General features: G+C 70.8%; 23 protein-coding genes. 10 read left to right on the top strand and 13 right to left on the bottom strand.

The annotated features are described in order from the left end of the window. Window positions 1-15: 15 nt before the first annotated feature. On the bottom strand, window positions 16-978 hold the full coding sequence (locus tag RAN62_RS25115) for a SigB/SigF/SigG family RNA polymerase sigma factor (RefSeq protein ID WP_305787211.1): 963 nt from the start codon (window positions 976-978) through the stop codon (window positions 16-18). A gap of 151 nt (window positions 979-1,129) precedes the next feature. On the opposite strand from RAN62_RS25115, the gene RAN62_RS25110 reads away from it, so the two are divergent. Beyond that, the gene (locus RAN62_RS25110) at window positions 1,130-1,519 is read left to right on the top strand and encodes an ATP-binding protein (RefSeq protein ID WP_305787210.1); all 390 of its coding nucleotides are present in this window, start codon (window positions 1,130-1,132) and stop codon (window positions 1,517-1,519) included. A gap of 89 nt (window positions 1,520-1,608) precedes the next feature. Here the strand turns inward: RAN62_RS25110 and RAN62_RS25105 are convergent, their stop codons facing one another. Both RAN62_RS25105 and RAN62_RS25100 read right to left on the bottom strand, forming a co-directional pair. Then, on the bottom strand, window positions 1,609-3,357 hold the full coding sequence (locus RAN62_RS25105) for a GAF domain-containing SpoIIE family protein phosphatase (protein WP_305787209.1): 1,749 nt from the start codon (window positions 3,355-3,357) through the stop codon (window positions 1,609-1,611). A 117-nt stretch (window positions 3,358-3,474) separates the two neighbouring features. Then, on the bottom strand, window positions 3,475-4,569 hold the full coding sequence (locus RAN62_RS25100; protein WP_305787208.1) for an FAD-dependent oxidoreductase: 1,095 nt from the start codon (window positions 4,567-4,569) through the stop codon (window positions 3,475-3,477). Between the two features lie 74 nt (window positions 4,570-4,643). Between RAN62_RS25100 and RAN62_RS25095 the strand changes: the two genes are divergently transcribed. Genes RAN62_RS25095 through RAN62_RS25085 form a run of 3 tightly spaced genes read left to right on the top strand, consistent with a single transcriptional unit; the run spans window position 4,644 to window position 6,793 of the window. After that, complete coding sequence (locus RAN62_RS25095; RefSeq protein WP_305787207.1) at window positions 4,644-5,339, top strand: TetR/AcrR family transcriptional regulator; 696 nt, start codon at window positions 4,644-4,646, stop codon at window positions 5,337-5,339. Next, on the top strand, window positions 5,323-6,189 hold the full coding sequence (locus RAN62_RS25090; RefSeq protein WP_305787206.1) for a helix-turn-helix transcriptional regulator: 867 nt from the start codon (window positions 5,323-5,325) through the stop codon (window positions 6,187-6,189). Before RAN62_RS25095 ends, RAN62_RS25090 begins: the two co-directional genes overlap by 17 nt. Window positions 6,190-6,241: 52 nt before the next feature. Continuing rightward, window positions 6,242-6,793, top strand: a complete 552-nt coding sequence (locus RAN62_RS25085) for a hypothetical protein (RefSeq protein WP_305787205.1) — start codon at window positions 6,242-6,244, stop codon at window positions 6,791-6,793. Window positions 6,794-6,828: 35 nt separating this feature from the next. Here RAN62_RS25085 and RAN62_RS25080 read toward each other — a convergent pair whose 3' ends face one another. The 5 genes from RAN62_RS25080 to RAN62_RS25060 form a co-directional block, all read right to left on the bottom strand. After that, entirely contained in the window at window positions 6,829-6,960 is a 132-nt protein-coding gene (locus RAN62_RS25080) for a cellulose binding domain-containing protein (protein ID WP_305787286.1), read from the bottom strand. A 10-nt stretch (window positions 6,961-6,970) separates the two neighbouring features. Further along, the gene (locus RAN62_RS25075; protein WP_305787204.1) at window positions 6,971-7,759 is read right to left on the bottom strand and encodes an SAM-dependent methyltransferase; all 789 of its coding nucleotides are present in this window, start codon (window positions 7,757-7,759) and stop codon (window positions 6,971-6,973) included. 92 nt (window positions 7,760-7,851) lie between these two features. After that, the gene (locus tag RAN62_RS25070) at window positions 7,852-8,736 is read right to left on the bottom strand and encodes an aldo/keto reductase (protein ID WP_305787203.1); all 885 of its coding nucleotides are present in this window, start codon (window positions 8,734-8,736) and stop codon (window positions 7,852-7,854) included. Further along, window positions 8,733-11,069, bottom strand: coding sequence for a putative bifunctional diguanylate cyclase/phosphodiesterase (locus RAN62_RS25065; protein ID WP_305787202.1), 2,337 nt, complete (start codon window positions 11,067-11,069; stop codon window positions 8,733-8,735). The genes RAN62_RS25070 and RAN62_RS25065 overlap by 4 nt, the downstream gene beginning before the upstream one ends. 57 nt (window positions 11,070-11,126) lie before the next feature. Further along, window positions 11,127-11,705 (bottom strand): TetR/AcrR family transcriptional regulator, encoded by a 579-nt coding sequence (locus RAN62_RS25060; protein ID WP_305787201.1) that lies wholly within the window; start codon window positions 11,703-11,705, stop codon window positions 11,127-11,129. Window positions 11,706-11,890: 185 nt separating this feature from the next. On the opposite strand from RAN62_RS25060, the gene RAN62_RS25055 reads away from it, so the two are divergent. Continuing rightward, the gene (locus tag RAN62_RS25055; protein ID WP_305787200.1) at window positions 11,891-12,769 is read left to right on the top strand and encodes an oxidoreductase; all 879 of its coding nucleotides are present in this window, start codon (window positions 11,891-11,893) and stop codon (window positions 12,767-12,769) included. Window positions 12,770-13,263: 494 nt separating this feature from the next. Here the strand turns inward: RAN62_RS25055 and RAN62_RS25050 are convergent, their stop codons facing one another. Beyond that, window positions 13,264-13,467: a cold-shock protein gene (locus RAN62_RS25050; RefSeq protein WP_305787199.1), complete on the bottom strand. Its 204-nt coding sequence runs from the start codon at window positions 13,465-13,467 to the stop codon at window positions 13,264-13,266. 170 nt (window positions 13,468-13,637) lie between these two features. After that, window positions 13,638-14,099, bottom strand: coding sequence for a YdeI/OmpD-associated family protein (locus RAN62_RS25045; RefSeq protein WP_305787198.1), 462 nt, complete (start codon window positions 14,097-14,099; stop codon window positions 13,638-13,640). Window positions 14,100-14,334: 235 nt separating this feature from the next. Here RAN62_RS25045 and RAN62_RS25040 point away from each other — a divergent pair, with 235 nt between their 5' ends. The 4 genes from RAN62_RS25040 (at window position 14,335) to folD (ending at window position 18,959) form a co-directional block, all read left to right on the top strand. Beyond that, complete coding sequence (locus RAN62_RS25040) at window positions 14,335-15,477, top strand: serine hydrolase domain-containing protein (protein WP_438874540.1); 1,143 nt, start codon at window positions 14,335-14,337, stop codon at window positions 15,475-15,477. Between the two features lie 827 nt (window positions 15,478-16,304). Next, window positions 16,305-17,201 carry a methylenetetrahydrofolate reductase gene (locus RAN62_RS25035; RefSeq protein WP_305787196.1) on the top strand — a complete coding sequence of 299 codons (897 nt, stop codon included), beginning with the start codon at window positions 16,305-16,307 and terminating at the stop codon, window positions 17,199-17,201. A gap of 1 nt (window position 17,202) precedes the next feature. Beyond that, window positions 17,203-18,111, top strand: a complete 909-nt coding sequence (gene purU / locus RAN62_RS25030) for a formyltetrahydrofolate deformylase (RefSeq protein WP_305787195.1) — start codon at window positions 17,203-17,205, stop codon at window positions 18,109-18,111. Beyond that, window positions 18,108-18,959 carry a bifunctional methylenetetrahydrofolate dehydrogenase/methenyltetrahydrofolate cyclohydrolase FolD gene (folD, locus tag RAN62_RS25025; protein WP_305787194.1) on the top strand — a complete coding sequence of 284 codons (852 nt, stop codon included), beginning with the start codon at window positions 18,108-18,110 and terminating at the stop codon, window positions 18,957-18,959. Before purU ends, folD begins: the two co-directional genes overlap by 4 nt. A 41-nt stretch (window positions 18,960-19,000) precedes the next feature. Here the strand turns inward: folD and RAN62_RS25020 are convergent, their stop codons facing one another. Next, window positions 19,001-19,258: a hypothetical protein gene (locus tag RAN62_RS25020; protein ID WP_305787193.1), complete on the bottom strand. Its 258-nt coding sequence runs from the start codon at window positions 19,256-19,258 to the stop codon at window positions 19,001-19,003. A gap of 302 nt (window positions 19,259-19,560) precedes the next feature. Between RAN62_RS25020 and RAN62_RS25015 the strand changes: the two genes are divergently transcribed. Further along, a complete protein-coding gene (locus RAN62_RS25015; RefSeq protein ID WP_305787192.1) occupies window positions 19,561-23,463 on the top strand; it encodes a P-loop NTPase fold protein in 3,903 nt (1,300 codons plus the stop codon). On the opposite strand, the gene RAN62_RS25010 is transcribed toward RAN62_RS25015, so the two are convergent. Beyond that, window positions 23,464-23,787, bottom strand: a complete 324-nt coding sequence (locus RAN62_RS25010) for a hypothetical protein (RefSeq protein WP_305787191.1) — start codon at window positions 23,785-23,787, stop codon at window positions 23,464-23,466. Continuing rightward, window positions 23,780-24,634, bottom strand: a complete 855-nt coding sequence (locus RAN62_RS25005) for a GAF domain-containing protein (protein ID WP_305787190.1) — start codon at window positions 24,632-24,634, stop codon at window positions 23,780-23,782. Before RAN62_RS25005 ends, RAN62_RS25010 begins: the two co-directional genes overlap by 8 nt. Window positions 24,635-24,770 lie beyond the last annotated feature (136 nt).

The raw sequence follows: 24,770 nt of genomic DNA, 5'->3' as shown, positions 1-24,770 counted from the left end.
TGCTCCCGTGCCCGGTCAGCAGGCTTCGCCGAGGTGGCCGCGCAGCTTGACCAGGGCGCGGGAGAGCAGGCGGCTCACGTGCATCTGACTGATGCCGATCCGCTCGGCGATCTGGGTCTGCGTGAGGTTGCCGTAGAAGCGCAGCTGGATGATCCGCCGCTCGCGGTCGTCGAGGGTGGCCAGGGCCGGGCCGAGGGCCAGCCGCAGCTCCGCCAGCTCCAGCTCCCGGTCCTCGCCGCCGAGGGTCTCCCCCAGCTCGGTGCTGCCGTCGGCGCCGACCGGCAGGGACAGGCTGGTGGCGTTGTACGCGCGGGCGCCCTCCAGCCCCTCGAGGACGTCCTCCTCCGTGACGCCGAGGTGCCCGGCGATGTCCGCCACGGTCGCCGCCCGCCCGAGGCTGTGGCTCAGCTCGTTGTTGGCGGTCGTGATGGCCAGGCGCAGCTCCTGCAGCCGCCGGGGCACGCGCACCGACCAGGTGCGGTCCCGGAAGTGGCGCTTGATCTCGCCGATGACGGTCGGGATGGCGTACCCGGCGAAGTCGACGCCCCGGCCGGCCTCGAACCGGTCGACCGCCTTGATCAGGCCCACGACGGCGACCTGGTAGAGGTCGTCGGCCGGCTCGCCGCGCCCGGCGTAGCGGTGGGCCAGGTGGCGGGCCATCGGCAGCCAGGCCTCGATCGTCCGGTCCCGCAGCGCCGGGCGGGCCGGGTCACCCTCCGGCAGGGCGGCCAGCGCGGTGATCAACGCGCTCGCCCGGTCGGCATCGGGTCCCTTCGCGGCCCCCTTCGCGGCGCCGGACTCCTTCGCCGCGTCGGACTCCCTCGCGGCACCGGCGTTCCTCGCGGTCCCCTGTGCGGCGTCGAGCTCCCTCGCGGCCTCCGACCCCTTTGCGGCGCCGGGCTCCCGGCCGGAGTCGGACTCTCGCGCGGAGGCGGGCTCCGCGGAGGCGGGCTCCACGGGGGCGATGGCGACAGTCATGGAGAAGGCTCCTCGGTAGGCGGGCGGATGGACCTTCAGTGCCCGCCGCCGCGCTTCGCGCAAACTCCGCCGATCGGGTGAAAGGGACAGCGCCGAAGGTTTTGCCACCCCACCGTGAGTACTCGGGCGCGTACAGGGTAGGAAGATCGGCATGGATCCGCTGCGGTTGCCCTTCGCGCACAGCACCGACTGCGCGGCCTTGCGGCAGCGGGCGCGGCTGGCGCTGGCGGCGTGGCAGACGCCCGACCAGGTCGAGGACTCGCTGCTCGTGATCACCGAGCTGGTCGAGAACGTGGTCCAGCACACCGGCGACGGCGGCGAGTTGCTGCTGCGCTGCGACGACGAGACGCTGCACATCGAGGTGTCGGACTCGAGCCCGGTGCTGCCCCGCGCGTACGGGCCGGACCCCCGCCGCATCGGCGGCCGCGGCCTGCTCCTCGTGACCGCCATCACCCGCTCGTGGGGGACCCGCCCCCAGTCCGGCGGCAAGGTCGTGTGGGCCGACGTGCCCCGTGCGGAGCCGGTGAGCCGAGCTTCCTAGCCCACTTCCCCGCGCGCCGCCCCTTCCGCGCGCGGCCTCTTTCCCGTGCGCGGCCTCTTTCCCGTGCGCGGGTGTGGTCGCTCTTTCGCTTATCCCGGGGTGGACACGACCAGCAGCGCCACGTCGTCCTCGCGGGCGGCGACCGCGGCGTGGTCGAGCAGCACGTCGGCCAGCTTGTCCGCTCCGGCCGCCCGATGCCGGCCCAGCAGGTCGTGCACCGCGGCCAGCCCTTCGTCGTACGTCGCGGAGCGGCTCTCGACCAGCCCGTCCGTGTGCAGCACGAGCACCGCGCCCGGCGGCAGCCCGCACACCTGGTTGCGGCGTGACACCCGCCGGGCCGCCCCGATCAGCGGGTCGTGGCCGCCCAGCGCCGTGACCGTGCCGTCCGGCAGCAGCGCGAGGGGCGTCGGATGCCCGGCGTTGGCCCAGGTCAGCGTGTGCCCGCCGCCCGGCGCGGGGTCGAGGTAGGCGAGCAGCACCGTGGCCAGGGCCGCGACTCCGGCCGTACGGCTGGTGTGCTCGAGCCGGCGCAGCACCGCCGACGGCGGCTCGTGGCGGTCGATGACCAGCGTCCGGAGCATGCTGCGGTACTGGCTCATCGTGGCCGCCGCGGTGATGCTGTGCCCGGTGACGTCCCCGATGATCAGCACCAGGCGCTGGTCGAGGCTGATCGCGTCGTACCAGTCGCCGCCCACATGGTCCTCGTGCCGCGCCGGGGCGTAGCGGGCCGCCAGCCGCAGGTGGTCGTGCTGCGGCAGCGGGCTGAGCAGCGCCTTCTGCATGACCGCGGCGGCGGTGCGCCGGTCGTCGAGCAGCCGGGAGCGGGTGATCGCCAGCAGGACGAACCCGGCCAGCGCGGTCACGATGCCGATCTCGTCCTCGTCGAGGGTGTTCGGTGCCTTCCAGGCGAAGGCCAGCGCGCCGACCGGGCCGTCGGGGCCGGTCAGCGGCACGGCGGCCACCGACTGCCAGCCCATCTCCTCGAAGGTGGCCAGGGCCTCCGGCGTGGCCGCCGCGACCGCCGCGAGATCGGGCAGCAGCACCGGCCGGCCGGACCGCGCGGCCAGGGCCGACGGCGTCCGGGCGTCCGCCGGGTAGAGCGCCCAGCGGTCGGCGACCGCCGGCGGCAGCAGCCGCAGCGAGTGCCCGGCCACCCGCGCCTGGTCGTCCAGCAGGGAGACGCCCACGTACGCGGGGTCGAGCGCCCCGGTCACCAGATCGCGCACCGCGTCGATCACCTTGTCGAGGGTGTCCGCCCCGGCGAGCACCGTGCTGGCCCGCAGCAGCAGCCGCGTCCGCTCGAAGGCCGCGTGCGCCCGCGCCTCCTGACGGGCCGCCCGGCCGGCCGTGATCCGCGCCCGCAAGCTGTCGGAGCACGCCGCGGCGAGATCGGCCAGCAGCGCCAGCTCCGCCCCGGTCCACTCGCGCGGCTCGTGGTCGATCGCGCACAGCGACCCGAGCACCAGCCCGTCGGCGTCGGTCAGCGGCATCCCCGCGTAGCCGATCACGCCGAGGTCCTCGATGGCCAGGTTGCCCCGGACCCGCTCGTCGGCCCGGGCGTCGACGATGATCAGCGGCTCCTCGGTCGCCACCACATGCTGGCAGAACGAGTGCGACAGCGGCGTCTCCCGCGCCTGCTGCCACGGCTCCCCGAGCCCGCAGGCGCCGGGGAAGATCTGCCGCTCGTCGGTGACCAGCGACACCAGGGCGACGGGCACCTTCAGGACGGTCCGCACCATGTCCGCGAACCGGTCGAACATCTCATCGGCGACGGCGTCCAGCCCGGTCCGCCGGAGGGCTTCGAGCCGCGCGGTCGCAGCATCCCCCCACCCCAGCACCGGACCATTATGCCCGCGCCCGCCCCCGATGATCACCGGCCGAACGGCTCCCCCGGGCCGCGAACAGGACGAGCAAACCCTGCGGCGCCCACCCACCCGCGTCGAGGCCACGTGGCTTCACCCGGCTGCGAAGAGCTCGAGCAGGCTCTGCGGCGTCCGGTCGCCGAAGCAGATGTCGAAGTCGCGGGCGGACTCGGCGGCCTCCTCGGCGACGCGGGGGAACAGCGCCTCCTCGTACGCGGTCAGCGCCGCCTCGGGCGAGGAAGGGTGAGCGGCGATCGCCCGGCCCAGCTCGGCGCCGTCGAGCATGGCCAGGTTGGCTCCTTCGCCGTTCGGGGGCGACAGGTGCGCGGCGTCGCCGAGCAGGGTCACGCCCGCCACCCGCTCCCACCGGTGGCCCTCCGGCAGCGCGTGGACAGGCCGCAGGACCGGGGCGGTCTCACCGTCGGTGATCAGGGCGGTCAGCTCCGGCGCCCAGCCGGCGAACTCCGCCGCCACGTCGGTCGTGAGATCCTTCCCCGCGAACCACTCCAGCGGCCGGGTGAGTGACACGTAGGTGTGCAGCACGCCCCCGGCCTCCCGGTGCGCCATGATGCCCTGCCCCGGCACGGTCGCCATCATCGAACCCTCGCCGACCAGCTTGGCCGGCGCGGAGTGCCGCTCGTCGGCGTCGTGCAGATAGGTCTCCACGAAGGACGTGCCGTAGTAGACCGGCTGCGCCGCCGACACCAGCGGGCGCACCCGCGACCAAGCGCCGTCCGCCCCCACCAGCAGCCCGGTCGCCGTGGTCGAGCCGTCGGCGAAGGTGACCTCGTGCCGGCCCGCCCCCAGTGCGCGGATCGTGGTGACCTTGTGCCCCCACCGCACGGTGCCGGCCGGGAGCGAGTCGAGCAGGATCCGCCGCAGGTCACCGCGCAGCACCTCGGGCCGCTGACCGCTGCCGTCGTCGGGCTGGTCGAGCAGCACGCCGCCGTCGGGGGCGACGACGCGGGTGGCCTCCGCGCCCGCGTGGATGATCGCGCGGAACTCCTCGAGCAGCCCGGCCTCGCGCAGGGCGACCTGGCCGTTGTGCTCGTGGATGTCGAGCTGGCCGCCCTGGGTGCGGGCGGCGGGCGAGGCGTCGGCCTCGTAGACCACCGACGCGATGCCGTGGACGTGCAGGACACGGGCGAGCGTGAGCCCGCCGAGCCCCGCTCCGATGATCGTGATCATGGCTTTCCTCCCTCTGGAACGGCGTTCCACCACCCCAGGATGGAACGGCGTTCCAGAGATGTCAAGATGATGTGATGGGGCTGTCCCGGGAACGCATCGTCGGTGCCGCGATCGAGCTGCTCGACACCGACGGCGAGCGCGGCCTGACCTTCCGGGCCCTGGCCGCCCGGCTCAAGACCGGCGCCGGCGCGATCTACTGGCACGTGACGAACAAGGACGAGCTGCTCATCGCCGCCACCGAGGCCATCCTCACCGGCGCCGCGCGGCCCCGGGCCGGCACGCCGGAGGACACGCTGCGGGCCATCGCGCTCGGCGTGTTCGACGCGGTCGACGAGCACCCGTGGGTCGGCACGCAGCTCACGCGCATGCAGGCGCAGCCCGCCCTGCTCCGGCTCTCCGAGAGCATCGGCCGCCAGGTGCAGCTGCTGGGCGTACCGTCCGCCGCCGGCTTCGACGCGGCGACCGCCCTGCTCAACTACGTCCTCGGCGTCGCCGGGCAGAACGCCGCCCTGGCCGGCTCGATCGAGCCCGGCACGATCCGCGGCGAGGTGCTGGGCACCATGGCGGCGGAGTGGGAGGCCCTCGACCCGGAGGAGTTCCCCTACCTCCGCTCGGTGGCGCCCCAGCTGCGCGACCACGACGACCGCGACCAGTTCCTGGCCGGCGTCGACCTCGTCCTCGCGGGCATGGCCACCCTCCGGGGGGTGCCGGCAGACCCTCCCAGGCGCGCCCGGCCGGACGTACCGTCGGGTCATGGACCATCGCAGTGAGACGCGCGACTTCCTCACCACGCGGCGCAACCGGATCACGCCCGGGCAGGCGGGCCTGCCGGACTACGGGGGCACGCGGCGCGTCCCCGGCCTGCGCCGCGAGGAGGCCGCGCTGCTCGCCGGCGTCAGCGTCGACTACTACACGCGGCTCGAGCGCGGCAACCTGTCCGGCGTCTCGGAGAGCGTCCTCGAGGCGCTCGCCCGGGCGCTGCGGCTCGACGAGGCGGAGCGCGAACACCTCTACGACCTGGCCCGGCAGGCGGGTGGCGGTCCGGCCCGCTCCCGGCGGCGGCGAGCACCCCAGCACGTACGCCCGGAGGTGCGCCACCTGCTCGACGCGATGACCGGAGCCCCGGCGTACGTCCGCAACGGCCGGCTCGACGTGCTGGCCGCCAACGCGCTGGGGCGGGCGGTGTTCGCCCCGGTCTTCGAGGCCGGGGACGCGGCCGGCACCCCGAACCTCGCGCGCTTCATCTTCCTTGATCCGGCCTCCCACGACTTCTACCGCGACTGGGAGCAGCTGGCGCAGGACGTCGTCGCACTGTTGCGGGGCGAGGCGGGCCGGGATCCGTACGACCGGAACCTGACCGACCTCGTGGGCGAGCTCTCCACCCGCAGCGACCAGTTCCGCACCTGGTGGGCCGCCCACAACGTGCGCCAGCACCGCACCGGCGTCAAGCACTTCCGCCACCCGCTGGTCGGCGACCTGACCCTCGCGTACGAGTCCCTGGACCTCACCGCCGACCAGGGTCTGCGCCTCAACGCCTACAGCGCCGTGCCCGGCTCCCCGGACCGCGAGAAGCTCGACGTGCTCGCCAGCTGGACCGCCCCCGCCACCCGGCCGGTCTGACCTTGCCTGGCGCCTCTACCCTGCGGACAGGCTTCTCTCCAAGGGGTTCGCGGTGGACATGTCGCAAGCCATCAATCTGCTCGCTCTCCTCGTCGCATCCGCTGCCGTTGTCACGTCGTCGTCGCTGACCTGGCGAGCACTGCGTCTCAACCACAACGCCAACCATCTGCCGGTCGTGCTCGACGCGTTGAAGGACCAGCGCACGGGCGAGTTCACGCGCCGGGAAGCGGTGCTCTGGGAGCAACTCCCCCAGCATGACGTCGCCCTCGGCTTCGCCGGACTACCGGAACCGCTCCGAGGCTGCGCCTACGAGGTGAGTTGCTACTACCAGCACCTGGCGTGCCTCGCGGAATACGGGGTGGCGAACTGGGACTTCATCGCGGTGCAGACGACCTATCGCATGCTGCGGACATGGGACTGCATTCAGCCGTACGTCCATGCCGAGCGCAGGAACCGGGGATCGGCCAACTCGTTCCTGAACTCCTACGAGCGCTTCGCGGAAGGCGTGAAGGCGACCGACATCGACGCCGCCACGAACCGCCTGTACCGGCGCAACGGCTCGCGAAGGCCGAAAGTCGTCACCCCGGCGCCGTCCCGGCACTGAAACTGACCACCGGCCTGGAATCGGCTCCCGCGCTCTCACAGCACCGAGCAGGCGGCGCCGTTGAGGGTGAAGGCGGCCGGGGACGGATTGGCGCCGGCCCAGGTGCCGAGGAAGCCGAATCCGGCCGACGCGCCCGGCGCCAGGGTCGCGTTCCAGGCCGCTTCCACGGGCAACGGGTCAGTTCTTGCGGGCCACCCCGCAATAGACGGCGATCTCGCGCGGCGCCGGGCCGGGCGCGGGCCGCCAGAGCGGCGTGGACACCACGCCCGGCGCCAGCAGCTCCAACCCGTCGAAGAAGCGGGTGATCTGCTCGACCGTCCGCAGGTAGTAGGTCGTCCGCTCGCTCTTGACCGTCTCGCCGGCGCTGTCGTTGGCCGGGGTGGTGATGCTGTCGTTGATGACCAGATAGCTGCCCGGCGCCAGCGCGTCGACGAACGTGCGGACGATGCGTGCCGGGTCGTCGGCGTCGGGGATGTGGCCGAGGATGCCGATCAGCATGACGGCGACCGGCTGGGAGAAGTCGAGGGTCGCCGCCGCGGCCTGCAGGATCTTCTCCGGGTCGCGGGCGTCGGCGTCGAGATAGCTGGTCGCCCCGGCGGGGTCGCTGACCAGCAGCGCCCGCGCGTGGGTCAGCACCACCGGGTCGTTGTCGACATAGACGATGCGGGACTCAGGCGCGATGCGCTGGGCCAGCTCGTGGGTGTTGTCCGCCGTGGGCAGGCCGGTGCCGACGTCGATGAACTGCCGGATGCCGGCCTCCCCGGCGAGGAACCCGATCGAGCGGGCGAGGAACTCCCGGCCCGCCCGGGCGAACTCCCGGATCTCCGGCAGCTGGGCGACCAGGGCGTCGGCGGCGTCGCGGTCGGCGGCGAAGTTGTCCTTGCCGCCGAGCAGGGCGTTCCAGACCCGGGCGCTGTTGGGCTGACCGGCGCCCAGCGCTTGCGGGTCGGAGCCGGACCTCGTCATCGATGCGCCATCCCCTCGTCGGCCCCCGCCGCCCTGCAATGTCCAGTGTGGCTCACCTTACGGCAGAGATCGATCAAGGACGAGTGCCCAGCTCACTCCTCCGGGATGACGGTGTTGAAACGCTCGGCCCGCGGCACGTCCGGGTCGGGGCCGTTGCGGACGCCGGTGTCGAGGGCGTCGATGCTCGCCAGCTGCGCCTCGGTCAGCTCGAAGTCGAAGACGGCGAAGTTCTCGGCGATGCGCCCCGGATTGGTCGACTTGGGGATCGCCGAGCGGCCCTGCTGCAGGTGCCACCGCAGCATGACCTGCGCGGGCGTCTTGCCGAGACCGGCGGCGATCTCGCCGATCACCGGGGCCTCGAGCACGTTGCGCCGGTCCTCGCCCCAGCCGGGATAGAACGTGATGCCGCCGATGGGAGACCAAGCCTGGGTCAGGATTCCGTGCTCGGCGTCGGCCTTCTGCACGTCCGGCTGGGCGAAATAGGGGTGCAGCTCGATCTGATTCACGGCGGGCACGATTTCCGTACGCGAAAGCAGCTCGTCCAAATGGTGCCGCATGAAGTTGCTGACGCCGATCGCCCGCACCTTGCCGTCGGCGAGCAGCTTTTCGAGCCCTTGGTAGGCGGCGATCGTCTTCTCGAAACGATCCGTTGCGGGCTGGTGGAGAATCAGCAGGTCGATCTGGTCGACGCCGAGTTTGCGGGCGGCCTTGTCGAAGGCGTGCAGCGTCTCCTCGTACCCGTAGTCGCTGACCCACACCTTGGTCTCGAGGAACACGTCGGCGCGGTCGACCCCGGAGCGGCGCAGGCCCTCGCCGACCTGGCGCTCGTTGAAGTACATGGCGGCGGTGTCGATGTGCCGGTAACCGGTGCGCAACGCGGCCTCGACGGCGGCGGCCGTCTCCTCGGGCGGGCTCTGGAAGACGCCCAGGCCCAGGGCCGGCATGCTGACGCCGTTGTTGAGAACGATTCCAGTCATGTGTCAGACCCTAGGCGCGCCGGCGCCGCGGAGAGGGGTACCAGCGTTACTCCCCACTGCGCGACCAGATCGGCCGGGGTCAGCGGGCGCGAGAAGAGATACCCCTGGCCGTACTGGTAGCCGAGCTCCTCCAGCAGGGCCAGCTGCTCGGCCGTCTCGATGCCCTCGGCGACCGACGAGAAGCCGAGCGCGTGGGCCATCTGGCTGACCGCCGTGGCCACCGCCGCCTGCTTGCTGACCGTGGTGATCGACTCGACGAACGACCGGTCCAGCTTGAGCGTCGTCACCGGGCAGGTGAGCAGCAGGCCCAGCGAGGAGGCCGCCGTGCCGAAATCGTCCAGCGCCAGCCGTACGCCCAGATCGCGCAGGCGTTGCAGCGCCTCGTGCGATTCCTCGTCGTCGAGCACCGCCGTCTCCGTGACCTCGATGCTCAGCCGCTCGGCGGGCAGCCCGGTCTCGGCGAGCACCCGGGCGACCTCCTCGGGGAAGGTGCCGGTGCGCAGCTGGCGTCCGGCAACGTTCACACCGATGGTCAGCGACGCCGCCTCGGGGTGGCACCGGCGCCACGCCGCGGCCTGCCGGCACGCCTCGCGCAGCGCCCAGCTGCCGATGGCGACGATCTGCCCGGAGCGCTCGGCGAGCGGGATGAAATCGGCCGGGGCGACCGCACCCCGGACCGGGTGATGCCAGCGGATCAAAGACTCGACCCCGGTCAGCGTACGGTCGGAGAGCCGCACGATCGGCTGGTAGACCAGCGAGAACTGGCCCGCCTCGAGCGCCTGGGACAGGTCGCGCACCAGCTCCGCCTCGGCGCCGATGCGCGCGCCCATGCGATCGGTGTAGACGACCCACGTGCTCTTGCCGCGGCGCTTGGCCTCGTACATGGCGATGTCGGCGTTGCTCAGCAGAACCGACGGCTCGCTGCCCCGGCGCGCGGCCGCCACCCCGATGCTCGCCCGCGCCACCAGGCTGTGCTGCTGCACGGGAATCGGTTGCGCCAAGGCCAGCAGCAGGTTCGTCGCGACGTGTCCCGCGTCCTCGGCGCCGGTCCGGGGCATGACGATCGCGAACTCGTCCCCGCCGAGGCGGGCGACAAGATCACTCGACCGCACCGTGGTACGCAACCGCGCCGCGACCGCCACGAGCAAGGCGTCCCCGGCGGCGTGGCCCATCGTGTCGTTGACCGTCTTGAAGTCGTCCAGGTCGATGAGCAGCACCGTGTGCTCCTCGTCCCGCAACAGGTCGAGTTCGGCGTTGAACCGGTCGCGGTTGGCCAGCCGGGTCAGCGCGTCCGTGGCAGCCTGCTCGCGCAGTTGCACCTCCTGCTCACGCAGATCCCCGAGCGCGACGTCGAGCTGCCGGATCAGCCCGACGTTGTCCTGGAACGCGACCAGCTGCCGCCCCGCCACGAGCACCGTGATCACCACGACCCCGACCGTCGCGCCCCAGAACTGCGTCGACAGGTGGGCCGGCAGCACGGCGAAGAACACCACGAACGTCAGACCGATCATCACGTACGGCAACAGGCTGTACGGGCGTCGTTTGCGCACCGCGTCCGAGCCGTCGATCCGGACGGTCAGCTCCTGGATCCGCGGCCCCACGGCGATGAGCAGCGACGGGAGCAAGCGGACGGCGAAGACGTACCACTGGTCGTCGGTCTGGAACGCCCCCGGCAGGAACGTGCTCACGCCCTGCACCATCGGGGCGGCCACCATCGGCCACGCCGCGATCCGGGCCATCGGCGGCCGCGGGATCAGGGCGACCTTCGTGGCGGAGAAGGCGGCCACGATGACCAGGGCGGCGGTGATGCTCGCGGTCACCTGGTCGGTCTGCTCGTCGATCGGGTTGACGGCGAAGCACCACGCCATCACGCCCCCGCCCACGAGCACGGTGGCCGCGTCGAGCCAGAAGACCAGCTTCTCCCGGCCGGTGTTCAGCCCCTGCGGGAAGATCAGACAGGCGAGCACATTGCTGCACATGCCGACGGTGAACAGCACGCTCTGCACGGCGCCACCGGACATCGAGTCGGGCGGCGGGCCGAAGAGCGTACTCAGGAACTGGAAGCTGTCCCCCGCCGTGAAGCACGCCCCGGCGAAGGCGATCGACGACCAGAAGCGCCGGTAACGCTGCGCTGCGATGCCCCGCAACCGCCAGCCGCCGACGGCGAGCATCGCGTCGAGCGGGACCTGCGCGGCCCAGTAGACCTGGATCCGGCGCACGGAGTCGTCGAGCAGCGCAAAGTGCACCCAGCCGAGCAGGGTCACCCCGGCCAGCGCGAGCAGCACGGGGTCACGCAGCAGCCCACGGTACGACCGCGGTGTCCCCTCGCTCATACCCGCCAGAATTCGGCGGGCGCCCGGTCAGCCTGAGCGAATGTGACCCATGGCGCGTCAGAGCGCCGCCGGCCCTCCCGTGGCGTGGCGGAAGTCCTCGAGCGTGGCGGCGATGAGCTCGCCCAGCGTGTGCTCGTTGCCGGGCTGGTTCCAGCGGTTGCGGGCGACGAAGAAGATGGCGACCGCGGTCCACCCGGCGACCTCGGCGGCCGGCCCGGGGACGCGGCGGTCACGCAGCGCGGCGGCGATGGTGGCCGCGAGGCCGGCCCGCTTGACCAGCTCGCGCTCCTGCAGCTCGGGGCTGGCGGCGATGACGCGGCCGAGCGCGACGGCGCCCTCGCGGAACTGCTCGTAGGCGAGGCCGGCCGCCTGCACGAGCCCGGCCACCGCCGCGTCCAGGGGGTCGGTGCCGGGCGGCTGGTTGCGGATCTCGATGGTGATGAGCTCTTCCGAGTCGGCTTGCCCGGCGAAGACCACTTCTCGCTTGTCCGCGAAGTGGTGGAAGAACGTCCGGCGGTTGAGCCCCGCCCGCTCGGTGATCTGCGCGACTGTCGTCTTCTCGAAGCCCTGCTCGACGAACAGAGCCAGCGCCGCCTCGCGCAGTCGCCCGGACGCGTCGGGTTCCCATCTCGCCACGTTGACAGCCTACGTGATTGCACTCAGTGGCATCTCTCTCGTGGCCGCGCTTGCACTCAGTGGCATCGCCCCCTCGGCCGCGACTGCACTCGGTGGCATCTCGTCCGCCTCCGTGATTGCACTCGGTGGCATCGGTGGCGTACGGTGATGCCACCGAGTGCAATCACCGCTGAACCGAGGACCCCATGGCTGACTTCACCACTGCCGACCTTCCCGACCTGACCGGCCGGACCGCGATCGTGACCGGGGCCAACTCCGGCATCGGGCTGGCGACGGCCCGCGCGCTGGCCGGCGCCGGGGCGCGCGTCGTCCTCGCCGTCCGCAACCCCGACAAGGCCCGGGCCGTGAAGATCGCGGGCACGACAGAGATCCGCCCGCTCGACCTGGCCCGCCTGGCGTCGATCCGCGAGTTCGCCGCCGCCTGGCACGAGCCCGTCGACCTGCTGATCAACAACGCCGCCGTCTCCGTGCCCGGCCTGGACCGCACGGCCGACGGGTTCGAGCTGCAGTTCGGCACCAACCACCTCGGGCCGTTCGCGCTGACCAACCTGCTGCTGCCGCACGTCACCGGCCGGGTCGTGACCGTCTCCTCGCAGGCCGAGCGCGCGGGCCGCCTCAACTTCGACGACCCCAACCAGGAGCGCGAGCCCTACCGGCAGACCCGGGCCTACAACCGGTCCAAACTGGCGAACCTGCTCTTCACGGCCGAACTGCAGCGCCGTCTGACCGCTGCCGGATCCCCGGTCCTGGCCCAGGCGGCCCACCCCGGCTTCGTCGCAACGGAGATCTATTCTCAGTTCGGGCGTTTCGGCCGGCTCCTGGTCCGCCTGCTCGCCCAAGGCCCGGACCAGGGCGCCCTGCCCGTCCTCTATGCCGCCGTGGCCGACCTGCCCGGCGACAGCTTCACCGGCCCGCGCCACCTGGCCCACATGCGCGGCGCCCCACAGCTCATCAACCGCTCCGCCGCCGCCCGCGACCCGCAGCTCGCCGCCCGCCTGTGGGACCTGTCCACCCAGCTCACCGGCGTCACCTTCCCCGCCGCCCAGCTCACCGCCCGCAGCTGACCAGCGGACCAGTCCATCGCTTCGGCGCCGCGCGCCCGTCCGTGGCTGCTGCCGCCACCCCGGTGGCCCCGATCAGGTGCAGGTCGGCCGAGTCGGACCGCACCACCGACACGGCCGCGTCATCCGCCGAACGATTCTCGCTGCCCGGCCGGCCACTGCGACTCCGGTCCGGGCGAGCAGCCCTCCGACCCCGTCCGCGCGAGCAGCACTTCGACCTCGTCCGGACGGACAGCCCTTCGACCTTGTCCGGGCGAGCAGCCCTTCGACCTTGTCCGGGCGAGCAGCCCTTCGACCTTGTCCGGGCGAGCAGCCCTCTGACCTCGTCCGGGCGGACAGACGGAGACGGCCGGGCGAGCAGCCCTCTGACCTCGTCCGGGCGGACAGACGGAGACGGCCGGGCGGGCGGGAGATCACGCGGATGTCGCGGATCTCGACCAGCGCCGACCGGCCGTCACCGAGCCCGGCGTCCCTCACGGGCGCCGGGCCGTTTCACTTCAGAGCGGGCGGATGTTCTCCGCCTGCGGGCCCTTGGCACCCTGGGCGACCTCGAACTCGACGCGCTGGTTCTCCTCGAGCGTCCGGTAGCCGGACGTCGCGATCGCCGAGAAGTGGGCGAACACGTCAGCGCCGCCGTCGTCCTGGGTGATGAAGCCGTAGCCCTTTTCCCCGTTGAACCACTTGACCGTACCGGTGACCATCAAACTCTCCCTGGCTCGTGAGGGACCGCACCTTGCCGCCCCCCGCATCGCCGCTCCGACCACCGGACGTCACAAAAAACGCCTGCCGGGCATCGATCAACCCGTCAGGCGTCGGAACGTCCCAGGAAATCAAAACAACAACGCGGCCAAGGTATCACAGAACCCTCGGCTCAGCGGTGCTCGCCCGCGTGCAACATTTCGACGGTCCTCGCGACGCGCTGGGCCCGGGTGGCCTCGCGTTTCGCCTCGCCGACCCAGCGCGCGAACTCCTTGCGGTGCGAGAAGGCCAGCGCGTCGAACGCGGCGCGCGCCCCGGCGTCGGCCGCCAGCGCCGTGGCCAGCTCCTCCGGCACGTCGACGGCCCGCTCGCCCGCGTCCGCGGCCACCTCGATCTCGTACGCCGACCCGACGCTCACCCCGGCCTGCTCGCGCGCGGCCTTGGCCAGTCCGATGAGGTTCTCGCCGCCCATGCGCGCCACGCGCAGCGACAATGTCACTCCGTTGACGGTCACCCGTACGGGGAAAGCCTTGCGACCGTCCCCCGCGGCCGCCGCCTGCTCGTCGCTCAGCACGAACGCGCCCGCCGGTCCGCGCTGCTCGAGCGTCGCCGTGAGGGTGAGGATCTCCGCCATGCTGCGAGGGTAGCGCCCGGACGGCCCGTCACGGGCCCGGAAGCGCGACCCACCAGCGGAGACACACCGATGGCGTACGCACACAAGCCGCCCGATCTCACGCCGCGTCATCAGACGGCTGCCGCCCAGTACCCCCTGCTGTACCTCGATTGGGCAGCCTGCGGGATCGCCCCGGCCCGTCGTTCCTCAGAGGATGGACGGCATCGGAACGATCCCCAGCCATCGAGGAGTCAGCATGTTCAGCAAGGCCGCGTTCGCCCTCGTCGCCGGCGTCGCCCTCGTCGCCCCGTCCGCGTCGGCCGCCCTCGCCGAGAGCCCCCGCCACGCCCCCCGCGACGCCGTGCAGCAGCGACTCGACCAGCTGGTGCGCGAGGACGGCTTCCCCGGCGTCCTCGCGTCGGTCCGCGACGGCAAGCGAGTCACCGACTACACCGCCGGGGTGAGCAAGCTGGGCACCCAGCGCCCGGTGCCCGAGGACGCGCAGGTGCGCATCGGCAGCAACACCAAGACGTTCACCGCGGTCGTCGTGCTGCAGCTCGTCGCCGAGGGGCGCGTCGACCTCGACCAGACCGTGGAGCACTATCTGCCCGGGCTCGTCCGGGGCAACGGCAACGACGGCAGCAAGATCACCGTGCGCCAGCTGCTGCAGCAGACGAGCGGGCTGTCCGACTACGACGACGTGCTGTTCCAGAAGCCGCAGGACCTCGTCGACCTGAGCCACTCCTACTTCGAGCCGCGCCGGCTGCTCGACGCCGCGCTCACCCAGGCGCCCCACTTCGCCCCGGGCACGAAATGGGAATACAGCAACACCAACTACGTCCTCGCCGGCCTCCTCGCCGAGCGCGTCACCTCCCGCCCGATCGGCGAGGAGATCACCGAGCGGATCATCCAGCCCCTGCGCCTGCGCGACACCTACTGGCCGGGCGTCGGTGAGCAGCGCCTCCGCGGCACGCACCCGCACGGCTACGTCGCCGTCGGCCCGGGCGAGCCGTGGGTCGACGTCACCGACATGGACCCGTCGCTGGGCTGGGCGGCCGGCCAGCTGGTCTCCTCCCCGAGCGACCTCCGCACCTTCTTCGAGGCCCTGATCGGCGGCAAGCTCCTCAAGCCCGCGCAGCTCAAGGCCATGATGACCACGGTCCCCGCGCCCGGCTTCGAGCCGGCGGGCGACTGGTCCTACGGACTCGGCCTCGCCAGCCACGCCCTCCCCTGCGGCGGCCTCGCCTGGGGCCACGGCGGCGACATCCAGGGCTTCGAAACCCGCAACCTGGTCACCACCGACGGCCGCAGCGCCGTCGTCGCCGTCACCGCCCTCCCCACCGGCGAAGAAATGCTCAACCACGTCAACGCCACCGTCGAAGCCGCCCTCTGCGACTGACCCCCACCGACCCCTCCAACCAGCCCGCCGCAGGCCCGGCCCCAGCCCGGACCAGCGGCGGGCTACCACCTGTGCGGCGCCGGCAGTGACCACGCCCCGAACCGCCCGCAAGCCCGCCCGCGCCCGGCCCACCCCGCAAGTCAACGCTCGCCGCTCCTCCGCGCCGACAGTGAAGGCGCCACGCTCTGAAGCGACGTTCGCCGCGTCTCCGCGCCCGGCAGAGAGCGCACCAGGCGGCGAGGAGACGTTCGCCGCCTGCGCCAAGGGTTCCGCCCTGTCGACGGCACCTGGCGCACCCGCCGTCACCGCAGCGGAGACGGTGCCCGGCGAAGACGGCAGAGGCAGGCGGGATGACAGCTGCAGAGGAAGGTAACGGCGGGTGCCGACAGCAGCGGGCAAGGCCGGTGGGAGGCCGACGGCAGCAGGAGGCGAGCACACCCCGGCTCGATAACACCGTGGTCGATCCTCCCCTGATGCGGCCGGGTGGAAGCGGCGTCGCGTTTGTGAGCCAAGCCATGGCCTCCCATCTAGCCGTTGCAGTGATGTGGTGCGGTCTGAGGCCACGTCGCACACCCCGTTGCCGTCCTAGGATCCTGACCTGCATTACTTCGGTCACCTGTAGCCACGCGCACGCCGTCGTGGGTGATGACGCACGCCTTGACCAATCGCCGAGCTGCAACGGCGGTGACGTCGGCGCTGAGCTCCGGGGTGGGACTGCGCGGCACGGGCACGGCGGGCCGGTGTGATCCCGGACGCATCGGGGGGCGCTCGGTGGGGGCGGGGGGCGGGGCTGGGGCAGAATTCGCGCGGGACGAGGAGGCGACGACGTGGTGCTCGACGACTTCTCGCTCGAGGTGACCGGGCGGGATGCCGGGGAGCTGGACGCCCTGCGGGGCATCGTTCCGGCGGGCACCAGGATCAATGTCACCTCGCTCGCCGGCGAGGACCCGGGCGGGCGACGGGCCACCGCGCGGGCCGTGGCGGGCGCCGGTTTCGTTCCTGTGCCGCACGTGACGGCTCGGCGGCTCACCGGACAGCGGGAGTTCGAGGAGCTGCTCGAAGGGCTGCGCGCGGACGGCACCGCCACCGAGATCTTCGCCGTCGGCGGTGACCCCGGGACGCCCCTGGGCCCGTACGCGGACTCGCTCGCGCTGATCGAAAGCGGTCTCCTGGAGAAGCACGGCGTCGCCCGGGTCAGCATCGCCGGGCATCCCGCGGGCCATCCCGGCATTCCCGGCGAGGTGCTGTGGTCGTCGCTGGCGGCCAGGGTGACGGCGCTGCGGGCGCGGGGGCTGACCGGCGACGTGATCACGCAGCTCGGCTTCGACGTGGCGCCGGTGCTCGACTGGATCGCGGCCCTCCGCGAGCGGGGCGTCGACCTGCCCGTCCGCGTCGGCGTGCCGGGGCCCACCGAGGAAAGCCGCCTCCGAAGACTCGCGACCCGCCTGGGCATCGCGACCAGCCCGGCCGCCGAAAACGTCGGTAGCAGCCCGGCAGCCGAAGCCGGAAGGACCAGCCCGGCCACCGAAGCCGGAAGGACCAGCCCGGCCACCGAAGCGGGAAGGGCCAGCCCGGCCGCCCCGGCCACCCCGGCCGCCTTCCTCCGCACGCTCGCCGGGGAATATCACCCGGAGCGCCACGGCGAGGTGAAGTTGCACTTCTACACCTTCGGCGGGCTAAAGTCCACCGCCGAGTGGATCACCAATTTTGCGAAGGAGGGCTGACGTGACGCTGACCCAGCACGCCCCGGCACCCGCCGCGGCCGGCGTGAGACCGGGCAACCAGGCCTCGCTCATCGTGCACGGGCAGGACCGCACCGGCATCGTGGCCGCCGTCAGCTCGGTGCTCAGCAAGCACCAGGCCAACATCGTGCAGCTGGACCAATACTCGGACGACCCGCACGGGGGTACGTTCTTCCAGCGCACAGTGTTCAGCGCCCCGAATCTGAAGGCCATCCTGCCGGCCGTCGAGGCGGATCTGCAGCGGCAACTGGCCGGCGGGTTCGAGCTGGACTTCCAGCTGCGCGACATGTCCGTACCCAAGCGGGTCGCGATCTTCGCCTCGAAGTCCGACCACTGCCTGCTCGACCTGCTGTGGCGGCACCGCCGGGGCGAGCTGCCGGTGAACGTGGCGATGGTCGTGTCCAACCACACCGACCACGCGGACGAGGTGCGCTTCTTCGGCATCCCGTTCTTCCACGTGCCGTCGCCGGCCGGGCCGGACAAGTCGGCGGCGGAGGCCGAGCATCTCAAGCTGCTCGCCGGGAACGTCGACTTCGTGGTGCTGGCCCGTTACATGCAGATCCTGTCGAACGACTTCATCGAGCGGCTGGGCGTACCCATCATCAACATCCACCACTCGTTCCTGCCGGCCTTCATCGGGGCGGGGCCCTACGCGAAGGCCAAGCAGCGCGGGGTGAAGCTGGTCGGGGCGACCGCGCACTACGTCACCGAGGACCTGGACGAGGGCCCGATCATCGAGCAGGACGTCGTCCGGGTCAACCACGCCCACACCGTCGAGGACCTGCAGCGCCGCGGGGCCGACGTCGAGCGGGCCGTCCTCTCCCGCGCGGTGCAGTGGCACAGCGAGGACCGCGTCATCCGTCACGGCAACCACACGATTGTGTTCGCATGATGATCAATACTCAGCTCATAGACGGCAAGGCCCACGCCCGGCGGGTCCGCGACCAGGTCGCGGCCGATGTCACGGCCGCCTTCCCCCACGAAAAAGACAGGCCAGGACTGGCGACCATCCTGGTGGGCGACGATCCCGCCAGCGCCGTGTACGTCTCCAGCAAGCGCAAGGCCGTCCGCGAGGCCGGCATGGTCGATCTGCACCGCTCGCTGCCCGCGGACGTGACGCAGGCCCAGGTCGCGGCCGTCATCGACGAGCTCGCGGCCGACCCGGCGTGCTCGGGCATCCTGCTGCAACTGCCCCTGCCGCCGCACCTGGACCCGAACCCGCTGATCGACCGGATCCCGGCCGGCAAGGACGTCGACGGGCTCACCACCCGCAGCGCCGGCCTGCTGGCTCGCGGCGAACAAGGACTGCGCCCCTGTACGCCCAGCGGCGTCATGGAGCTCCTCGACGCCGAGGGTGTGAAGCTGCGCGGCGCCCACGCGGTCGTCGTCGGTCGCTCGGCGCTCGTCGGTCACCCGATGTCCGAGATGCTGCAGCAGCGTGACGCCACGGTCACCGTCGCCCACAAGCCGACCCTCGACCTGCCCTCGGTCACCCGGGTCGCCGACATCCTCGTGGTCGCCACCGGCGTCCAGGGCCTGATCGGCGCCGAGCACGTCAAGCCCGGCGCCACTGTCATCGACGTCGGCATTCACCGCACCCCGACCGGCCTGGTCGGCGACGTCCGGACCGCCGAGCTGATGGGGATCGCCGAGCGGATCACGCCCGTACCCGGCGGGGTGGGTCCGATGACCATCGCCATGCTGATGGTCAACACCCTCCGCGCCGCGCAGTGGGCGTAAGCCTCTTCTGAACCGGCCTCGCCCGTGCGGCGGGGCCGGATTCACCGGTGAAGGTCGCGCCAGTCGATCCCGACCACGCCCAGGGCGCCGGTCGAGGCCGGCCGGTTGCCCACCACGACTGCCGTCGTCCGCGAGAACACCCAGGTGACGCGATATACACGCGACCCCTCCGGCAGCGGCCGGTCGAGCTGGGTGCGGGCGGCCTGGACGCTCGACTCGGCGAACCAGCGGTCGCCAATCATGGCGAACAATCCCATGGCCAAGACCCAGGCCGCGAAGACGCGCTCGGCGACAGTCACGTGCTGAGCCGTTGAGGCCGCCCGGCAATCGCGAGGCCGCTCGGAGATTCCGTATCGGCTCCCTGGGCAATGCTGCCTGGACATGACGGACGACCGGGCCGAAGAGCCGAGACTCGGCTGCGGACCACGGGCGATCGGAACGAATCCCCCGACCAGCTGAGGCATTCTGCGAAAATTAGTCGGTTTCGGCACCCCATGATGTGGCCGGACATCCGGTGTGGCGTCACCGACTGCCTAGGCGCTTGACTCACAGCCCCCGTCCCGGTGCCGCCGGGCGCTCGTCCCGTCGGAGTCGCCTCGCCATGCCGGAGCAGATCAGAGCCCTGACGTCGTTGAGTCTGTCCGGCGACACCGTCGCTCTCGCCGCACTCGCAGGCGAACACATCGTCTTCTACGATCTCGAAGGGGCCCAGCGCGAGGACCCGGCACCGATCGACGTCGGTCCTGTCAACGCGATGAGCCGGGTCGTTTCCGGCTCTGAGAGCGATCTGCTCGCCACGGGTGCCGACAGTGCCAAGGTGACTTTGTGGAACCCTCGGACCCGCACCTCCACGGAGCTGCAGCTGGACGACAGTACGGGCGATCTCACGGCCATGACCACCATGGCCGGCGGCCAGGGACGCTGTTTCGTCGTGGTAGGCACGGTCGACGGCTCCGTGCTGCGCTGCGACGTGGAGAGCAGATCATGGGTTGGCCCCGTGCTCGCCGACGGCCTGCAGGCCGTATTCGCTCTGGAGGCCATGCCGTTGGCTGACGGGCGCAGGCTCCTCGCCTCCGCCGGTGAAGATCGCGCCCTTCGGGTGTGGGATCCGGACACCGGCGCGGTGGTGGCCCGTGTCACGGCGGCCCACGCCCACGCCATCCGGGCGCTCGTGTTCATCCCTGACTTCGACGGTAGCGGTGAGCGTCTGGCCTCGGCGGACGAACACGGTCACATCAAGCTCTGGCGTTTGACGGACAAGTTGGAGCTGATCAGGGAGTTGGAGCATCGCCACCATCGTCCTGTTTCGACGCTCGCCGTCATGCCCGCCAAGGACAGCGACCCGGCCACCTTGATCTCTGCCGGCAAGGACGAGTCCATCCGGCGCTGGACGGTGGACGGTGATGCCATCGATCCGGCGTCACTCGGACATATCGGGTCCATCACGGCGATCGTGGCCGCAGTGACTCCCCTCGGCGATCGGGTACTCGCCTCGGCCGGCCGCGATGCGAAGGTGTGGATCTGGAACATCGACTCCGGCCAAGCACGGTTCGCACCACCGTCTGTCGGACGGGTCCACAGTATTGTCACCGCAGAACTGCCGGACGGGATCGTCATCGCCGCGGCCGGCGACGATGGCCGGATAAAGCTGCGCCGCCTCGCTTCACCAGGCGCCACTCCGGAGATTCTGCCTGGTGGCCACACGGGTTCCGCCTTCCGCGTGACGTGGCTGCCCGATCGCCTCGCCGGGACGGCTCTGGTGTCCGTTGGTGCGGACGGCAGTGTCCTGCATTGGGCGACTCTTGACGGCCCGCCGGTGGAACTGGCCAGGGATCTGGGTGTCCTCTACGCCGTCTCGGACATCGAGCTGCCGGATGGTACGCGCGGCATTGCCTGCGCCGGGCGTCAAGGCGTCTTCGTCCTCGACCCGGCCAACCCCTCAGCCGGCGCACGGAAAATCTTCGGCGGATCCACCTATGCGCTGGTCAGCGGAGAACTGACGGACCGGAGCCAGGGGGTGGCAGCGGCCGGGGAAGACGGCGTGATCAGGTTGTTGAACCCGGCCGAAGCCGAACCGGTACACCGGTGGGACGAGCACGAAGGTCCGGTCCGGTGCCTGGCCAAAGTCATTCTCCCGGGCGAACGTAACAGCCTGATCTCCGCCGGCGCGGACGGCACCGTCAGGATCTGGGACACGCGCACCGGGAGCAGAGTCCTGGTCCGCCATGACGACACCGTGCTCGACCTGCTCATCCTCGGCATGCCCGACGGCCGCCAGCTGCTGATCTCCACCGGAGAGGATCGCCGCGTCCAATACCTGGACCTCAACGCCGTGGACCAGCCGATGCCCATCGACACGCGGATCCCCGAGGTCTCCGCGTTGTGCGCCGTGCCGGCCGCCGGTCGGGTGCACGCCGCCGCCGCCGGCAGCAGCGGCGGACGGATACGGCTCATCGACCTTGTCGCCGAGTACGGCGATCTGCGGTTCCGCGGTGCCTCCGACCGGGCTGTACGGTACGACCGGCTGCATCGCAAGAATCTCATCGCCGAGATCGTCGACCTCCTGCACCGCACCACCGACAATCCGCAGGAGTCCGGGCCGACGGTGCTGTCTGCCGAAGGCGCTTGGGGATCGGGTAAGAGCAGCGTGCTCGAAGTGGTACGCCGCAAACTCGATCAGGCCGGCCACCACCCGGTCAGCGCTGTGAGCCGGCGCCGGCTGACCGCTGCCCGCGCCGATGTGCTGCTCGGCCGGCCCTCGCCATGGAGCTATCTCAGAACCATCGCCGCCGATCTGCACAGCCGGCCCGCGGCGCAGCCCGAGCCACCACGCTGGGTCACCGCATGGTTCAACCCTTGGGCGCACCAGACCAGCGAACAGATCTGGGCCGGACTGACTCTGTCGATCCTCAACGCCGCGGGCCAAGTTCTGTACCCTTCGGAGCCGGAAGCCCCAGCCGTAGCGGGCAGCGACAGCCGTTGGACCAGTTTCCGTGCCCGGCGTCAGAAACGCCGCAGCAGACGGCGGCGAGATGTCAACAAGGAGTGGTACTGGCTCAGCCGCAATCGCAGGCACGCGCAGACCCGGCAGTTGCGGTGGACGTTGCGTCGGCGAGCGTTGTCTCCCTTACTGGCCATTGCCGTCGCGGGACTGCTCGTGCCGGTCATCGCCCGGCTGCTCGATCCGTCGATCAAATACTCGTTGTGGGGTCACTCGTTGCGGGGGTCCCAAGTGGCGATGGCGCTCCCGGCCGTCCTCCTCGCGCTGGGGGTCATTCACTCGGTGTTCCGCTACTACTGTGGCCGGGCGTCTCGATGGCTACCTCCTGAAGTCTTCGCCGGGCCCCTTCCCAGCGGCGGGCAGAGCTCCGCGACGGCGGCCTTGCCCGATTCGATCCGGGATCCCTTCTACAGTGCCCGCGCCGGTTACCTGTACCTCGTCCAGCACGACGTCGGCGCAGTGCTCGACGACCTGCGGCGGGCCAATGTCGACGTGATCGTCTTCGTCGACGACCTCGACCGCTGCAATCCCGGGACCACCGCCGAAGTGCTCGAAGCGATCAACCTGTTTCTCTCCGAGCGGCTGAACGGCACCCGTTTCGTCCTTGGTCTTGACCCGGCCATCGTGGCCGCCCACCTGGACAGCGTTTATCCCGACCTCGCCGCGCGCAGCAGCGGTGAAGATCCGTCCTTCGGCTGGACCTTCCTGCGCAAGCTCATCCAACTGCCGATCGTGTTGCCGCGGCTGCACGACGCCACTATCGATCGACTCGTCGCTGACCTCTTGCAACCGGCGATGACCGAAGCGCGGCAACCGACAGTTCCTGGCACGGCGCCCGACGGCGACGGCGAGGCTGTTCCTGAGGCTTCGACGACGCCCGACGAGGCTCGACCAGCTTTGTCCTCTGTTCATGGAGTCGAGGCCGACGAGCAGGAACAAGCCCTACCCGGCAGCGCCACTCCATCGGATGAACAGGAGTCCTCCGGCCGGGACGATCAGGATGCGCCGCTCACGGTTGTCATGCGCGTCGCTCGGGATCGTCATCCCCTGGTGCGGGATCTGCTCGCCGAGCGCATCAAGAATCAGGCGGAGCGGTCGCCGCGCGACATCAAACGGCTGCTCACCGTCTGGCAGTATTACGTCCGCGTGTTGGATCGCACCGATAGCGGCGACATCCTCGCCGGGGACCATGTCGTCCGCCGAGCCCGTAACCTGGTGATCTTCGCCGAGATCGTCACTCGCTGGCCCGCGTTGCGCGGCCGTCTGCAGGCCTCGGCCACGCCGCCGCCGGGCTTACGCGAAGACGCGGGCACACTGGCATCGGGGTGGCGCGTCCTCGACGAACTCGCGCACGTCGCCGGCGACGACTCCCAATGGAGCCATGCCTTGGTCCGGCTGAAACTCACCGGTGAAGCAGACCGCACAGCGATGGGGAATCTGCGCCGGTTGCTGCGTGATTACCACGGCGAGGCGGTCGCCGCGCTGGCCCGGCACATCTGGTGATCAGCGTGTTCTCCGCCATCGGGTTACCGAGACAGCAGTGACAGCCACCGCTCCACCGAGGCTGAAGGCGGCAGGTGTCGGCCTGCTCTCCCACAACAGATAGACCGCCAGCACCGCGTAGGAGATCGCGACGAATAAGCCGATGAAAGCGGAGATCGCCCGGGCAAGATCCAGGCGGACCGGCAACGCCCGTGACGACTGGTCCAGGAACGCCGCAGCGTCCAGCTCCCCTCTCATGTAGCGCCGGCCCAGCTCCCAGGGTTGCGAATTCGCTCGCGCCGACGCGGACGCGGCATCCATGGACAGATGTCGGACATCACTCATCGCCGGAACCCCCATCATCACTGCGCTCAGCGGCAGAGTCCGAACCTTCACTGTAATTCAACAGGGCATGGGCGTCATCGCCGAGAAGTGTCAGTGACTGTGCCAACCCTGACGCAATCAAGGTCAAATAGATGCTGTCGGTGGCGGTGAATACGTTGTGGTCATCCGACTCAACTCTCAGTACGCCCCACACCAACTCCGCGTGCCGCACCGGAACTGTGAGGGAGGCGACAGATGTTCCGTCATCTCCCGGCCCGTCATGGAACAGCGGATCCGATTCGCCGTCGAGCGCCACGCCGAAGAGCTGTTTCGCATGTTCGGACTTTTCGGCGATCAGCGATCTCAACGGCTCTTTCCCGTTCTTGTAGCCACGCCACTGATATCGACGCAGCTCCCGCGCCGGAGAGGCCATGTCCTTCGAGGCGGCTCCATCGGCTCGCAGCAACAGGTAGAAGACGATGCGCAGCGTGCTGCCGCCCGAACCCGTCCGCCGCATGCCGGCCCGCTGCGCTGACTCCAGAGCGATGCGATTGAGCTGCTTGTGCAGGGTCTCATGACTCGACGAGGCATGGTCCTTCGCGACCAGCGCAGTGATCGTCATGAAGCCCTGCAGCGCTGTCCACATGGACGCCTGACGACGGCGTTGACGCGCGAACTGCACGTGATCATTGATCACCCGAATTGCCGCCAAGAAGGCGGCCAGCAGAGTCCCGAGGGCAGCATATATGCGTACGGAACTCGGCGGAACCGCCGCCACCGACAAGACGAACAGCGGCGCGAAGGGAACCAGTCGCGACAAGAACAGAGTGATGTCCTCGCGGCGTGTCCGCAAGATCGAGAGAAACAATGGCCCACCACCCCCGTCGTCGATCCCGCTTCTATCCACGATATGGGTCGAGGATAGTCAACGCACACCAGGGACGACGCAGCTGATCCAACCGCGATCCCTGTCACCATCGGCGGTGGACAATTTCTCCGTCAAG

Origin of the sequence: Symbioplanes lichenis (genome assembly GCF_030709675.1) — a bacterium.
Taxonomy (GTDB): domain Bacteria; phylum Actinomycetota; class Actinomycetes; order Mycobacteriales; family Micromonosporaceae; genus Actinoplanes; species Actinoplanes lichenis.
The sequence above is the reverse complement of the archived record's forward strand: the minus strand, read 5'-3'. Positions and strand labels throughout refer to the sequence as shown.